This window comes from Phyllobacterium chamaecytisi (genome assembly GCF_020164455.1).
GTDB lineage: Bacteria > Pseudomonadota > Alphaproteobacteria > Rhizobiales > Rhizobiaceae > Phyllobacterium > Phyllobacterium chamaecytisi.
In genome coordinates this window covers 187,267-201,086 of the sequence record NZ_JAIQWW010000009.1, presented here as the reverse complement: position 1 = coordinate 201,086, position 13,820 = coordinate 187,267, and the positions used below count along the sequence as shown (strand labels likewise).

At 55.0% G+C, this 13,820-nt stretch carries 12 protein-coding genes and 1 pseudogene; 5 read left to right on the top strand and 8 right to left on the bottom strand.

What is annotated here, in order from left to right:
- Positions 1–5 precede the first annotated feature (5 nt).
- Positions 6–629: an acyl-homoserine-lactone synthase gene (traI, locus tag LB462_RS16075; RefSeq protein ID WP_224509829.1), complete on the bottom strand. Its 624-nt coding sequence runs from the start codon at positions 627–629 to the stop codon at positions 6–8.
- Between the two features lie 374 nt (positions 630–1,003).
- Between traI and repA the strand changes: the two genes are divergently transcribed.
- The 4 genes and pseudogenes from repA to repC (LB462_RS16055) all read left to right on the top strand — a co-directional run.
- The gene (gene repA, locus LB462_RS16070; RefSeq protein ID WP_224509826.1) at positions 1,004–2,227 is read left to right on the top strand and encodes a plasmid partitioning protein RepA; all 1,224 of its coding nucleotides are present in this window, start codon (positions 1,004–1,006) and stop codon (positions 2,225–2,227) included.
- Positions 2,224–3,255, top strand: a complete 1,032-nt coding sequence (repB, locus tag LB462_RS16065) for a plasmid partitioning protein RepB (protein ID WP_224509823.1) — start codon at positions 2,224–2,226, stop codon at positions 3,253–3,255. The genes repA and repB overlap by 4 nt, the downstream gene beginning before the upstream one ends.
- A gap of 187 nt (positions 3,256–3,442) precedes the next feature.
- Positions 3,443–4,657, top strand: a complete 1,215-nt coding sequence (gene repC / locus LB462_RS16060; RefSeq protein WP_224509821.1) for a plasmid replication protein RepC — start codon at positions 3,443–3,445, stop codon at positions 4,655–4,657.
- A 102-nt stretch (positions 4,658–4,759) separates the two neighbouring features.
- A pseudogene (gene repC / locus LB462_RS16055) lies at positions 4,760–5,140 on the top strand (plasmid replication protein RepC); the annotation flags it as partial.
- Positions 5,141–5,379: 239 nt separating this feature from the next.
- On the opposite strand, the gene LB462_RS16050 reads toward repC (LB462_RS16055), so the two are convergent.
- The 4 genes from LB462_RS16050 to LB462_RS16035 all read right to left on the bottom strand — a co-directional run bounded on the left by LB462_RS16050 (position 5,380) and on the right by LB462_RS16035 (position 8,938).
- Positions 5,380–5,691 carry a hypothetical protein gene (locus tag LB462_RS16050; RefSeq protein ID WP_224509818.1) on the bottom strand — a complete coding sequence of 104 codons (312 nt, stop codon included), beginning with the start codon at positions 5,689–5,691 and terminating at the stop codon, positions 5,380–5,382.
- Between the two features lie 420 nt (positions 5,692–6,111).
- Positions 6,112–6,387: a type II toxin-antitoxin system RelE/ParE family toxin gene (locus LB462_RS16045; RefSeq protein ID WP_224509952.1), complete on the bottom strand. Its 276-nt coding sequence runs from the start codon at positions 6,385–6,387 to the stop codon at positions 6,112–6,114.
- Positions 6,387–6,692, bottom strand: coding sequence for a type II toxin-antitoxin system RelB/DinJ family antitoxin (locus LB462_RS16040; RefSeq protein ID WP_224509815.1), 306 nt, complete (start codon positions 6,690–6,692; stop codon positions 6,387–6,389). The genes LB462_RS16045 and LB462_RS16040 overlap by 1 nt, the downstream gene beginning before the upstream one ends.
- 572 nt (positions 6,693–7,264) lie before the next feature.
- A complete protein-coding gene (locus LB462_RS16035; protein WP_224509812.1) occupies positions 7,265–8,938 on the bottom strand; it encodes an IS66 family transposase in 1,674 nt (557 codons plus the stop codon).
- Between the two features lie 217 nt (positions 8,939–9,155).
- On the opposite strand from LB462_RS16035, the gene LB462_RS16030 reads away from it, so the two are divergent.
- Positions 9,156–9,734 carry a hypothetical protein gene (locus tag LB462_RS16030; RefSeq protein WP_224509809.1) on the top strand — a complete coding sequence of 193 codons (579 nt, stop codon included), beginning with the start codon at positions 9,156–9,158 and terminating at the stop codon, positions 9,732–9,734.
- 458 nt (positions 9,735–10,192) lie between these two features.
- Here LB462_RS16030 and LB462_RS16025 read toward each other — a convergent pair whose 3' ends face one another.
- Genes LB462_RS16025 through LB462_RS16015 form a run of 3 tightly spaced genes read right to left on the bottom strand, consistent with a single transcriptional unit; the run spans position 10,193 to position 13,813 of the window.
- A complete protein-coding gene (locus LB462_RS16025) occupies positions 10,193–11,041 on the bottom strand; it encodes a hypothetical protein (RefSeq protein WP_224509807.1) in 849 nt (282 codons plus the stop codon).
- Positions 11,041–12,702 (bottom strand): caspase family protein, encoded by a 1,662-nt coding sequence (locus LB462_RS16020; RefSeq protein WP_224509804.1) that lies wholly within the window; start codon positions 12,700–12,702, stop codon positions 11,041–11,043. The genes LB462_RS16025 and LB462_RS16020 overlap by 1 nt, the downstream gene beginning before the upstream one ends.
- A 52-nt stretch (positions 12,703–12,754) precedes the next feature.
- Positions 12,755–13,813, bottom strand: a complete 1,059-nt coding sequence (locus tag LB462_RS16015; RefSeq protein ID WP_224509801.1) for a caspase family protein — start codon at positions 13,811–13,813, stop codon at positions 12,755–12,757.
- Positions 13,814–13,820: the final 7 nt, after the last annotated feature.

The window sequence follows — 13,820 nt, the reverse complement described above, 5'->3', positions numbered from 1 at the left end:
TCTCCTTATGCTGCCTGGCTGACGGGAGTGAATTCAGATCGGTAGTTGGAGGGACGGATCTTCTCGAAAATCTTGGCGTCGGCCGGCAAGATTCCCGCCACGGCCATGGTCACGCCGATTTTCCTGGGATCAGCCAGCCGCTGCAGGGGCCAGCCAACGCGACTGAGGATACGTTCGAAGCGCAGGTCGGTGGCCGTGACGATTTCAGTGACGCCGTTCACGAGGCACCACTCGATGATGCCCGCAAACATGCTCAGCGTTGCCTCATGGACCGAGCCGGCTCCCCTGCCCTCTTCTAGGGTGGTATCAACGCAAAAGCGGGAACTCTCGACCATCGCAGCATGGGCGTTCAGCCGCCCGTTTGGGAGAAGCGACGAAAAGATGTCCGTTACCATCGTCGGGCCAATGGCTGGCAACAGCCTCGCGCATCCTGCCACACGGCCGCTTTCCGAAACAGCGATGATGTAAGTCGGTTGGAGGGCGTCGAAAGCGTCCGTTTCCCGGCCGTCGATAACATCGACTTCCCAGCCCAGTCGATTTGAAAACACCTCAGCGCGAAGCCTGTGATGTGCTTCGAGAAGTTGTTGTTGAGAAATGCTCTGTCGAGCAGAAATCGCGAATACTTGCATGCTTATCTCCGTTCCGAAAATTCGCTGCGGAGATGAGCACGGATCACAAGTGCTGAGCAGTTGTAGAATTCTACAAGGTAATTGGAGGCGAGTCGGCTCTGCGATTCGGGAAGGATTACTGGCGTCGCCAGAGGGCTAGCTTCGTCTTGCAGGATTCACCGGAGAACAATTCGAGATCAGGAATCTGGAAGAGTTTGCGCTAACCCTCTGATCGGAAATACAAAAACTCTTACATGCAGCTTGCGGGTTCGCCTGGGAACTTGCCATCCGTTAACCTTTTGTTAAGCCTAAACTTCTGGACGAGTAGAGAGAATCGTGTTCTATTTTGGCGGGCAATGGCCAGTAAGCCGATAGAAGGCCGCCAAGGGGGACAAATGGCGATAGCAAACCGAGTGGAAGCATTTGTTGGCTCCAAGGAAGATGCTGGCAGCAAAATCATGCGCCATGCCGCAATTTTGTCGGGGCAATTGCAGCAGCTCAGAACTCGCATGTATCCGCCAACAGCGCAAAAGGCCCTGCGTCCGTTTTTGACCAACGAAGTGTCTAAGCTGACGTCTATACCCGATTCCACCCTTAAGCTTTTGTCCACCGAAGGGCGTGGACCGGTTCCCAGCAGACTAGAGAATAACCATCGCGTCTACACGCTCGCCCAGATTAATGAGCTGCGTGAACTGTTCGCTAAGCAGAAACCTTCAGATGCCTTGCGATTCTTGCCTCGCCGTGGCGCTGGCGAGCATCTCCAGGTTGTGGCAATTGCCAACTTTAAAGGCGGCAGCGCAAAGACCACTACCTGCGTCCATCTATCTCATTATCTCGCGCTGCACGGCTATCGCGTCCTTGTATTGGATTTGGATCCTCAAGCATCCCTGTCCGCTATGTTTGGTGCTCAGCCGGAGCTGGACGTTGGGTCAAATGAAACAATCTACGCCGCCCTACGCTACGACGAGGCCGAACGTCGCCCAATTCGCGACATCATCCGCAAGACATACTTCGATGGCATTGACCTTATTCCGGGAAATCTGGAAGTCATGGAGTATGAGCACGAAACGCCGCGGGTTTTGGCGATCAAATCGAGCTCCGGCGCAATCTTCTTCGAGCGATTGAAGCTCGCCCTTTCTGAAGTCGAGACGGACTACGATGTTGTCATTCTTGATACTCCGCCGTCGCTCGGCTTTCTCACGCTGAGCGCAATATATGCGGCAACCAGCATGATTATCACCGTCCATCCGGCCATGCTGGACGTCGCATCGATGAACCAGTTTCTTCTCATGATGGGAGACCTCATTAGCGTTCTCAATGAGAGCGGCGCACAGCTTGATCAGGATTTCATCCGGTACTTGGTAACACGGCACGACCCAAATGACGCGCCGCAGTCACAGGTGGTTGCGATGCTTAGGCACTTGTTCGGCTCTGATGTTTTGTTGCCGACCGCCATTGAAAGTACGGCGGTGGAGGCCGCGGGCCTGGCGAAACGTTCGGTATACGAGCTCGAGATGGGACAAATCGGTCGCGATACCCAGAAACGTGCCCGGGAGGCGGTAGACGCCGTGAATGAGGCGATAGTTCGCCTGATAAATGACAGCTGGGGGCGGACATGAGCAAATCTTCCCGCAAGTCCATTGTCGCCAGCTTCGGGCTGCTTTCGGCAGAGCTCGAGAACAACCCGACAACTGATCAGCAGCCCGAGGCCACGGCTCAACCTTCGGGCAATCGTGTCGGGGCTGGTGTTATCGGCGCCGCCCACCGGGCAATCGATGACATTAGATCAGAGCGAGATCGGTTGAGGGCTATTGTCGAATCGGGTGGCGGCTCGGTTCGAGACCTGGATCCTTCCCTCATCGACCCCTCCCCTTACCCAGATAGGTTGCCCGACGACGACGAAATGAGTTTTGAGGCGTTCAAGCGGTCAATTGAAACCGAGGGACAAAAGGTTCCCGTCCAGATCCGTAAACACCCGTCGTTACCCGGTCGGTATCAGATCGTCTACGGTCACCGGCGCTGGCTTGCTGCCAAGCAGCTCCGCCAGCCCGTTCGAGCCATTGAGGTCGAGATTTCCGACCTTGACCTCGTTCTCGCACAAGGAATCGAAAACGCGAGTCGCCAGGACCTGACCTGGATCGAGCGTGCGCTGTTTGCATTGCGGATGGACGAGGCGGGGATCAAGCCGCGCTACATCTACGCCGCGCTTTCGATCGAAGACGCCGAACTGGCACGGATGCGGAACGTCTACAGAATCATTCCCGTGGATATTATCGAGGCCATTGGGCGGGCGCCAAAGATCGGACGGCCACGCTGGCTGGATCTTGCCAAGACGGTTGCGGGCGACTCGGGTACGCTCGATGCCTTACGAGCGGTGTTGGTTAGGAAGGGCGATGTGTTGGAGACTTCCGATCAGAGGTTTCAGCGTGCGTTGAACGCCATCAAGCCAGCATCGAGTGGTCGTCGGGAGCCAAGCCCGATTACCGATACGAGCGGCACAAAGCTCGGCGCCTTGCTGATGTCCTCGAAAGAGGTTCGAATTTCGGCCGAGGGATCACTTGGGATCGAGTTTTTGAAGTTTGTTAAAGCGGAGCTCCCAGCGCTTACCGAGCGCTTTGCCCGCCTGCGAGAAAACGAAAAACCCTGACAGTTGTCAGGTTTTGGAGGTAAAGAAAGGAAGCGCTGCAAAAGAAAAAGGCCCCCAAACGTTGCCGTCGTGGAAGCCTCTCTCTCAGTGTGACAACTAGAGAATCGCATTTCCCCGAATCCCAGTCAAGAGTTTTTGGCACTGTTTTTGGTGAGCGGGTTTCTTTTGCCTCTCAGAAGGTGAAAAAATGCAAAATGGACATGTGACCACGCCCTTTGGACGGCGGCCGGTGACGCTTGCCCTCGTGAGGAGACAAGTCGCTGCGAAGGAGATCAAGCCTGGAAAGGCGGCCGATAAGTGGAAGATATTTCGGGATGCGTCCGAAGCACGCGAAATACTCGGTCTTCAGGATCGCAGCTTGGCAATTCTGGACGCGCTTCTGAGTTTCCATCCTGAAAACGAGCTACGCGGAGACACCCAACTCGTCGTATTCCCGTCGAACGCTCAGCTGACCCTCCGTGCGCACGGTATAGCGGGTGCCACGCTTCGCAGACATCTCGCGTTGCTCGTGGAAGCCGGATTGATTCTTCGCAGGGACAGCGCTAACGGCAAACGCTACGCTCGAAAAAACAAGATGGGCGAGATCGAAAACGCGTTTGGATTCGATCTCTCACCCCTGCTCATGCGCGCTGAAGAGCTTGCTGGACTGGCCCACAAGGTTGTTGCGGATCGGCTAGCGCTGAGGAGGGCGAAGGAAAGCCTTACGATATGCCGGCGAGATGTCCGTAAGCTCATCACCGCCGCGATTGAAGAGGGCGCGGAAGGGGATTGGGAGAAAATAGAGTCTGTGTACGTGGAGCTAGTCCGCCGCATACCGCGCTCCCCAGGGCTCTCCGACCTGGACCGGCTCCTTGATGAGATGGATATGCTGCAGGAGGAAATACTCAACACATTGGATATGCAGCAAGAATATAAGAAAATAAGCACCAATGGTGGTCACAGTGAGCATCACAAACAGAATTCAAATACCGAATCCACCACTGTACTTGAACCTGGCCCCAGAAAACACCAGGGTGCACGGTTGAGCCAAAGCGACTCGCGACAGCGTGAGTTGCTGAAAGTGTTTCCGTTAGGAATGGTGTTAAAGGCGTGCCCCGAGATTGCGGTATATGGGCCTGGCGGCGCGATAAATAGCTGGCGGGACCTTATGGCTGCGGCAATCGCCGTGCGCTCGATGCTTGGTGTCAGTCCGTCAGCTTATCAGGAAGCGTGTGAAACCATGGGACCGGAAAACGCAGCAGTCACGATCGCCTGCATTCTGGAGCGGTCAGGGCACATCAATTCTGCCGGCGGGTATCTGAGAGATCTCACATCAAAGACAGAGCGAGGCGAGTTTTCACTTGGACCTGTTCTGATGGCGCTGCTTAAGACGCATGGGCTGGGTGAGAAAGCAACTGGTTGAACGGTCGATGGCTTTGACTCCAAAACCCTGACAGCTGTCAGGGTTTTTGTCGCCGAATGACCGCAGCAACAGAATTCAACCCGAAACAGCCTAAGGACCAAAGTCGAGCTGGTAAAGGCCAAAGCTGAAGACGCAAAGGTTTATCCGCTTGGATTGGTGATGAAGGCCTGTCCGGAAATTACGGACTATGCGGCAAGCGGGATCAGCAACTGGCGCGATCTGATGACCACGGCGGCGCAGGTGAGGGGTTATCTCGGTATTTCGCCCTCGGCCTATGAGGATGCGCTCGATGTCTTCGGCCAGGAAAACACCGCCATCGTCATCGCCTGCATCCTGCAGCGAGCCCAGACCATCAATTCCGCCGGCGGTTACCTGCGGACGTTGACCGAAAAGGTAAGGGCAGGGGAGTTTGCCGTAGGGCCAATGTTAATGGCGGCGCTGAAGGCAAATGGCGTGCAGCCGCAGTTGGTGACCGGGACGTGATGGTGGGTCCAGTGGGGCTGGTTATCCGCCAGTTCCTGGCTGTTGCAGCGGAGTGGTTGGAGCCAGGCTGGGTGGTGCATCTTCGGTCGAACAAAAAGCGAGCCAGCAGTGCAAATCCCATGACCAGCGCGAGAAAGAAGAGGTACTGTTGTCTCATCTGTTTCCACCGTTCAGGCACAATTCGAGGTGTATTTTTCCCGCGGGAACATCACCTGAATGGATCGAAGAGCGCCAGTATGTCAAACCGCCCGGTTTTGGTTTGATTGCTTTTTGAGTGGTATCCGGCTCTGACCGCCACCATCGCAACCCGGCGTTTCAAGATAGAGCTCGTATGTCTTCTGCACCTCGTTTGCGGCCCGTTGCTTCGATGCCTGGTCACCGCTCATTATACCTTGGCGGAATTGTGAATGGCCAAGCAGAAAAATCCAGCGCCAGCGACCTTTGAGCGGACCGCCATCGATGCGATAGATCCGGCCGACATCAATCCCATTCGGCGCTATCGCTGTGAACTCGTGCGATGGCTCTTGTGCTCCGATGCTGGTTTTTGCCAAACGGTGTTGTCCATGGCTCTCAAACTCTGTTCTCGCCCTAATTGTTTCATACAGAACGAGGATATCCAGCAAACGTGTCATCAAGATATGGTGACGAAAATCTCTGAAGATCGTAGCGGTGGCGGCTCAAATATGCATGGGCACTAGCTGCTTCCATTGTTGCGTTGAGCTCATGCATCATTTCGATCATCAGGTGCTGCGATGTCGATGGGATCCAGTCCACGCAGTACTCTTAGCCTGTTTGCCGTTGCAACCGAGAGATTGGTCCAGGTGCTTCGATGGTTTCGGCCGTGTCGATGAAACTGTCGTCCAGGTCGTGCTTGTTCAAGAGATTGGCTTCATTTGGGTCGGTATCATCGTTGAAGGAACCTGAGAAAGTACAGAGACGTGGATAGGCGAGTCTATTTTACAGCAATCTCATCAGGGCCACATTTGCGCGCCGTGAAGAATGCGCAGGATGCGAACTGTGTCGGCTGTAACAGAGTAGGCGGCATCGTGCGGCGTACGGGGGATAACTAATTCGCGCGTCCCAGCGAGACGACCGGGCCTTCCGCTCTCTGGAAAGTCCAGCAACCGGTGTAACGCCAAGACGATTTGCTCATCTACGTGCGTCGCTGCTCGCGGGTTCCCGGCTTCGATATACGTGAAAATGCCATCGCGATCGGAAAGAGCGAATTGCGCCCAAACGAGCTTCATCACTGACCGGTCGCCGCCTTGCGTAGCGCAGCAGTTCGTCGACTCGCAAAATGAGCCTCGGCATCGGCGTCGTTGACGTCCGGTCGCGTGTCATTAAGGGCTTGTTGTAATTTCGCTCTAAACCAGGTGTCGTAGGCGATGCTGTTGCTGATGAGTTCCAGGGGCAAGGCTCCCTCCCTAGCGGTTCGGGTCAAAAGGATACGGACTGCATCGGAGACCGTGAGCCCCATGCCTTCTAGAACCGCTGTGGCGCGTTCCTTCACCTCCGCATCTATTCTTGTTTGGACTAAAGCGTTTGAGGGCATCGTTGAATCTCCTTCGTCACTGCATTGTAATGCAGTTGAATAACAAATACTAGATCGAACAATTCCCTCGGACTTCGGTGATATGGCTTTGTACAATGTCGGAAGTTATGGATAAACGGTCGTTTGAAAATGCCGATAATAGCTAGTGAGAATTTCAGTAGGCAACAAAACGCCTGAAAATAATGAAATCGGGCGTCTGGATATACGCACTTCAGGTCGATTGCTGTTCTGGCGGTAACACCCAACGTGCACGTGACCGTCTTCTTGATTTTATAGTCCGATAAGCCGAAGCTAATCCCTAGATAACTACCGTGTGGCGAATAATATCAACGTAAACAGTGGGTTAATTACCTTAGAGTTCGCGTCGGCGAAATTTCAAATCGGTAACTGGGGCACATTTGGTGGCAGTGCCGAAGTGCTGAGCAATTGTGCGGTTGCTGCTCTTCTACCATAATCGATGGCGAAGCATAAGGCGCTGTCAGGATCCGAGACATGGGTAGCGGCACAATGGACGAGATCGATCTCGACAGCCTCGACGAAGCTAAAGACGGCCTCATTGGGTTGATCTGGTTTTAGGACCGTGCAAGAACGACGCCCGGCAAGGACGGGATAGGCTGATTGCAAGCGCCGATGCCAAGGCGATCGCCGAGATAGCAATAGAATGACAAGCCGAGTTTCTGGCAGGTTTTCATCAGCCCGAGCATGACATCGCGGGCAATACGTCCATTCCGGCTCATCGTGCCGCCAGAGATCTTTCGCTTGGTGACGAAGCTGCGCAGGTCGTTCTCCGACGCGTTGGTGTTGAGCGGGATCTCCGGCCGTTCGAGCACGCGTAGCAATTCATGCTTGCGCCGGTGGAGCCGCGCCAGCAATGCGTCGAGCTCTGCATAGCCGGTGCGCAGGGTAAAGATCCGGTCGAACCTGCGCCGGAAGGCATTGGCAGCATCGGGCAATGGTTTCTGCTTCCATGCCTTGAGGGCCTTGTAAAATAGCCAGACGAGATCGCGAATCAGAGCGACAGATCGCGCCTCCTTTGGCCTTGCCGGCATTAGCTTTTGCAACAACCGTTCTGCATGGATCCAGCACAGGGCATGATTGCCGACGCGGAACTGGCCGGCATCGTCGGACACGATGACGGCGTTGCCAACGAGCCCGTGATGGCGGATGGAACCCCAACTGCCTGCTTCTCCGAGGACGCGGATCATGTCCCTGTCGAAGATGTCGATGCCTTTGTGCGCCAGATGTTCAAGGAACGGTACCTGGTTGCAGAAGCGTTGCGGTTCGACGGTGCGCAATCTGGCAATGAGGCTCGGGTCGCCGCGGCGATCTTCCAGATAGTCGAATGCTGCATCGTTGAGGACATAGTCCTGATAGTTGCCACGTAGCAGCGACAGGAAGTTCAGCCGTGATTTCGATTTCGTGGTGCGAAAGACCGTAAAATGCTGACCACCGATCTGCGTCGTGTAGAAATTGTCGTGAGCATGGCGGGCGCCGGTATCGTCGACCGTGACATAGGAGGATGACACCAAACCGGCATGCAGCACCGCCACATCCTCGGCGACAAACCCATCCAGTTCTTTGGTCAAGAGACGCACGACCTGTCGTTTCGAGATGTTGATGCCGACATCGTTCAGCAATGTCGTCAGCCGCTGCGTCGTCACCTGGCCTTGCGCGTGCAGCATCAGGCAGAGCCGCCGGAGGTTCGCTCCGTAGCCGCCCATGATACCGGCGGGCAATGGCGCCAGAACCGTCCTGCCATCCGGGGTCACCCAGCATTCGCGGCGGTAATGCACAAGCTCGGCCGCCAACACCAGTTCCCGCACGAAGCAGCTTTTGTAGCCTTTGAACCGCGAGCCAGTGGGAACATTGGCACGCAGGACCTCTTCCCGGCTCACCCGCTTCACATCCAGCTTTGGGCCACGGGGCTTCTTCTTGGCAACCTGCCGATCGCCGGGCTTCCCATCCGTCGCCTTGTCCATGCCGGACGGGCGAAACGTTGGGCGCGGGGGCAGGCTCTTCAGCCGGGCGATCTCATCGCGCAACAACTGGTTCTCGACCTTTAGACGGGTGTTTTCCAGGCGAAGCTCTGCATTTTCCTCACGAAGGGCTGCGTTCTCCGCTTCCAGCTTCTCGAGCCGAACTTCAGCTTGCTGGGCTCGTTCCAGCAAGCCGGTCACCACACTGCGCAGCGCTTTCAGCGAAAGCGTGTCGGAATGCTCAGGGGAGGGGAGCCGTCTCTTTGCCATCCTGGGACTGAATCACGATTTGCCCTGACGATGGAATCCCCCCACCCAGACTACCAGTCCGTAAAATGCGTCCCTATGCACAAATCTCTGTCATGTATTTAAATTATAGCCCGGAAACCTCTTCGTACGAACTGCCCTGGCACTCTCGTCCAATGATACCAATTGGCGCCATTCAATTCATGCGATCCTTTTCCAAACGACTGAAGGAGCTGAGCGAATGCAAGATATTCTGGAGGCCCAACGGCAGATGCAGATCGAGGCTGACCAGGTTGTCTGTATGCTGAATCTGAATGAACTTCTAAGCGAACTCGGGGATCCCTCGCGTGTTGGCAGCTCTGCCATGGGTCTGATGGTGCGACGCGACATAGATATAACGGTAGCTTGCCCGAGGTTGGACGAGGATGCTTTCGCGGGCTTCGCCGAAATTGGCGCGAAACTCATGCAAAGAGCCGATTGCGTGGTCGCCACCCGGTTCCGAAATGACACGGGAAGATGGAATACCGAGCCTGAGAAATACCCGGACGGCCTGTACTTGTGGTTGTCGGTAATGATGCCTGATGGTGCAAAATGGACCATCGATATCTGGTTGGTGGACAAACCAGAAAGGCAGCCAGACCTGGCTCATCTCAGAACCTTGCTGCCACGCCTATCCGATGCGGATCGCAGCATCATCCTCCAGATTAAGCATGTCTTAGCAGAGAGCAAGATATCTAGCGCGTTGGTTTATGAAGCAGTTATGGATCATGGCGTAAGAACCGTCGCCGAATTCGAGCGCTGGCATCGCGACTGCCAATAGTGATTTGCTACGCCGTTGAGCCTGGCATTTTTCCAATTTGTTCCCTCGGCAGCCTTCCCAGCTCAGATCGATAAAACGCCGCCATTCGATGATCGCACCTATTCGACGGCATACGCCGGCGATTGTCATCGCGAAAATGAATGGCTTGATCGAGATTGTTTGGCTCCGAGTATGCCATCGTGCCACCAAATATGCCCCAGTTACTCAAATCGTAAGCGGGGCAGATTTCCGGGCACGGCGGTGGCTTCTGCGCGAGTTATCCTCTTCGACATACGCGCGTTATTGACCAGCTACTATTCGAATCACTCGGCGCGGGATAACGTCGTGTTCAGCGTGAAGGGGGCGGGAATGTACTGGTTAGACTAAGAATTTGGAATTTCTGACGTCTGAAAGATGTAATGCTTGAATTTGTACCGGGCTCAACGTCACGGCGCCTCGCCTCGCAGCCTGCTCCAACGTCATCTCCGCAACGCGGCGTGGATTGCTCGCGCGACGTTTTCGTTGGAAAGGTAGTCCCCGATATGGTGAGGATCTTCATTCCTGTTTCGGATATCCGTCCAGTTTTCAATACCCTCGCAAAACGTCTTGCTGTCCAGCGACGCGTATGTTGCAACGTAATCCCGATCGTCGGTCGCATTTATCCAGGATTCAACCTGATTTGGCTTCGAAAGTTTGGGTGGGACGATGTTTTCCTTCACCACGCCGAAGGCAAGAGGAGATCCGAGGGTAATGAAAAGCGGGACCGGAGGACCCGCAAGATTGGCGAGCAGGCGATATGCGACAACCGAACCAAGTGAGTGCGCCACGATGACATAAGGCTCGCCTTCCAAATATGGTTGGACGATCTTGTCTACGGCACCTGTGATATGGGGTCGTCGAAGATAGGCATCGACCTGGACGACGAATTTGAGCCCGTAGCGCCCGAACGCAGGCAGCCTCTTATCGAGAAGTCTTATCAAAGCTTGGGAATACTCCCAATTGAGCGGACCTCGAGCCACGATTTCGGCACCGACTTCCTCACGAACATGCGCTTCATCGATCCCGAACCGGCTCGCCATTTCCCGCAAGATCTTACCTTGCTCTTCGCTCGTCCCTTCACCGCCACGAAGTCGAACGCCAACCAGGTCGCCAGTCTGCGTGGTTAGCTGATCGAGTACGTCACCGTAAAAGGGCATTTCTGGAGAAAGGGGCAACGGCGCAAGTCCCAACTCCGACCATTTGTCGGTCAGAGCCCTTGTCCACACGGCTTTTAGGATTTCCGGGTCTAAACCCTCCTGTCTCATTCCGTGCACGAAAACCAGCCTCATTATACTATCCTCTGCTGTACAAAACCATTTGCGATCGAAGCGGCCTTCATTTCAAAAGTCGTCCAGACTGCATCGAGCAAATGTGCAGAAAGCGGTCGTAGAAATTCGTATCGCCTGTCGTCATTTACGAGCGACCATCCCCGTGTATTGAGAGGGAAATGACCGATCACATCGTAACTTCCGACACTGCCCTGATCAGCGACGAGATCTCGAGCGTTGCCGTAAGCATCAAGAAGAAGCATCAGGTCAAAAGGCACCCATCCATTCCTGTCGGCAAAATACCATGCGACGTTCGCTAGCTGATCCAAATTTCCAGCTCTCTCGTAAGCATAACCGGCGAGTATCCCGAGGGCCGGATTTTGATGCTTTTCCTGACGGATCCTGCTCGCGAAGTCATTCAATCTCGCCTTATCAAGGGTTCTGTGGATACTCAAAAGCGCGCTCCATTCGGCAGAAAGCGATCGTTGGTCCTGCTTGCGCAAGGCAAAAGAGGGATCAATGTGGGTGTAGTTCACGCTTTCCAAGCCGCTAACCCCCAGTACGAGCGTTCCCCGAAAACCAGGATATCGTTGCCCGATTACTAAGCCGCGGCTGGTGCTGACCGCCGCCGTCTTGCTTAGCTCATTCAGTTCAAAGATTGGGGTAGATAGAGAACGTCCTTTCGCCATCACGATATCGGATACTTCGGCGCCAACTATTCTCATCGCCTCAGTGAAGCCTGGAGGGAATGCGGTAGCATTCTCATTGGCGAAATTTTGCGCCTTCTGCTCTATGAGACGCGATTTATCAGACTTTAACGCAGCAGCGCGATTTCGGGCATTGTTCTGTCGTACGAGCAGCCGCCGAGATGGGCTCGTATCCGCGTCCAGAGTCGTAGCGGAGCCAACGATGCCCCCCTTATAGCTTTCGGCAGCCGGAACCTCGACATACAGGTCGTTGGGTCGTCTCCAACTCACTGTAATCGAGGGTTGCTGGATGACAGCATTCTCGATCAAGCCTGAGGCATAGGGCACCTGATCTTCGAGATGCTCTGCTAACGACACAGAAGATACGACGATCCGTCCATCGCGTATTTCCGTTGCCCCGAGGTCTGGGCCACGGAACGCTTTCAACAGGCACTCAGTAAAGATGCCGTGCGGTAATGCCCCCTGCACCTCTTGAGCGGGCTGCCTCAAATCAGTTGAAAAAAATTCATCGTAGGGGGCCGCAAGTCCTGGCTTCGCTGGCGTCCCAAAGATGGTGCTGCCTTGCACATAAACCGCCTCGGAGATGGATGTGCGACAGGCATCAGAGAAAATGGCTACTTGGCCAATGCCGAGCCGGCGGGCATTGCGCATTGACGGGTCGACATTGACGGCCTCATCGCCGTCAGACGAATAGTTTGATAGCAGCCATTTATCACCGCTCTGGCCCGCGATCCCATGTCCAGAGTAAAATACGATCAACCGTGCAGGATACTCAGCGACAATCAACTTTGTCAGGGTCTTGAGGCGCGCTATTGTTACGGCCTCTTCCTCGTCCGTTATAAGAAACGTTTCATACGCTGAATGGCTGTCTCGAGCCCAGTCGGCAAATCGACGGGCATCCGAATGGGCCGCGTCGAGGGCATCCAAATTGCCGCTTTTTCGCACACCGATCGATATACAGAAGTTACGAGGCATGTTCCCACCACCATGAGCGTTTTGAAGCGTCGAAAAACGTTTCGCCGGTTGATCATCTGCCGTGTGCCCGCGCGGAGATCTGAAGAAGGCTTTGATGTCTTGGAAAGTCTGTCAATGCCATTGCGAGCAACGTGTTCAAGGTGATCATTTTCCCTCCACCGCCCAACCGTAGAGTTCGCAATGCAGAAAACCACGACGACCTTCCGGAACCGCCAAGCCGTAAGGTTCCTAGGTCCCCGCCGGCCCTCAACCAAATTTGTTCGTCTATCGGGCCTGATGGATACAACTCGGTCATTGTGCTCTCCAGGGACGCCCAAACGTCGGCGTCTTCGCCTTCGTTTGTGGCGTTCACCAGCGCTATCCTCGCGCGGCCTATTGCGAAGTCATCTTCCAGAACCGACGTCTTGAATATCGGATGTTGCCTCTGGGAAGTTTCCTCCTGAACGTACGACGAGACAAATTTGAAGACGTCAAAAACCCTTGTCGCTCCATCTGAGCGGTCCATAGCGCCGCCCTTTAGCGCCTCAAGCAATCCGGCGGTAAAAACGCTGTTTCGGCCGTTAGGGAGGATTATCGAAGTTTCCGACGCACGCGAGGACGCGATGAGGACTCGGCTACGCCCGTCGACCAGCCGCTCGAGCGAGCCCTCGCTCCACCCCTCCCGCAGCGGCGAGTTGTTGTTCAGGCCTCCGGCATGGCAAGCATCGAGAATGACCAAAAGGCGCCTGGCACTAATCCGGGAAAGTGCGGCATCGAGGTCGGCTTCTCCGATAACGGTGTTAGCGCATTCGGTCTGCACGTAATCATACGGAACAAGGGCGCTTGACTGGTTTGCGCCAACCTGCACACCGTGGCCGGAGAAATATACGATTACCGTATCGTCCGCGCGTGTACGGAGGGCCAGATCTGCGAGCGCGGTGCGAATGGCCGAACGAGTGGCCTCGTGGTCGCAGAGACACGTCACGTTTTCAAATGGAAACCCGACAGTCGAGGTTAACAATTGCTGCAGATCTTGTGCGTCATTTAATACAGCCTCAGGAAGAGGTTCCATTTCGGAATAGTTGGCGACGCCTACGATCAAGGCGTAGCCTGTATCAAATTTGCTGGACAAGCTGTAG

What these genes read in the sequence shown, in the direction of transcription:
- LB462_RS16025 (WP_224509807.1), bottom strand. Translation starts at nt 11,041, where the DNA reads ATGAGGCTGGTTTTCGTGCACGGAATGAGACAGGAGGGTTTAGACCCG.
- LB462_RS16040 (WP_224509815.1), bottom strand. Translation starts at nt 6,692, where the DNA reads ATGCCCTCAAACGCTTTAGTCCAAACAAGAATAGATGCGGAGGTGAAG.
- repA (WP_224509826.1), top strand. Translation starts at nt 1,004, where the DNA reads ATGGCGATAGCAAACCGAGTGGAAGCATTTGTTGGCTCCAAGGAAGAT.
- LB462_RS16045 (WP_224509952.1), bottom strand. Translation starts at nt 6,387, where the DNA reads ATGAAGCTCGTTTGGGCGCAATTCGCTCTTTCCGATCGCGATGGCATT.
- repB (WP_224509823.1), top strand. Translation starts at nt 2,224, where the DNA reads ATGAGCAAATCTTCCCGCAAGTCCATTGTCGCCAGCTTCGGGCTGCTT.
- traI (WP_224509829.1), bottom strand. Translation starts at nt 629, where the DNA reads ATGCAAGTATTCGCGATTTCTGCTCGACAGAGCATTTCTCAACAACAA.
- LB462_RS16030 (WP_224509809.1), top strand. Translation starts at nt 9,156, where the DNA reads ATGCAAGATATTCTGGAGGCCCAACGGCAGATGCAGATCGAGGCTGAC.
- repC (WP_224509821.1), top strand. Translation starts at nt 3,443, where the DNA reads ATGCAAAATGGACATGTGACCACGCCCTTTGGACGGCGGCCGGTGACG.
- LB462_RS16035 (WP_224509812.1), bottom strand. Translation starts at nt 8,938, where the DNA reads ATGGCAAAGAGACGGCTCCCCTCCCCTGAGCATTCCGACACGCTTTCG.
- LB462_RS16020 (WP_224509804.1), bottom strand. Translation starts at nt 12,702, where the DNA reads ATGCCTCGTAACTTCTGTATATCGATCGGTGTGCGAAAAAGCGGCAAT.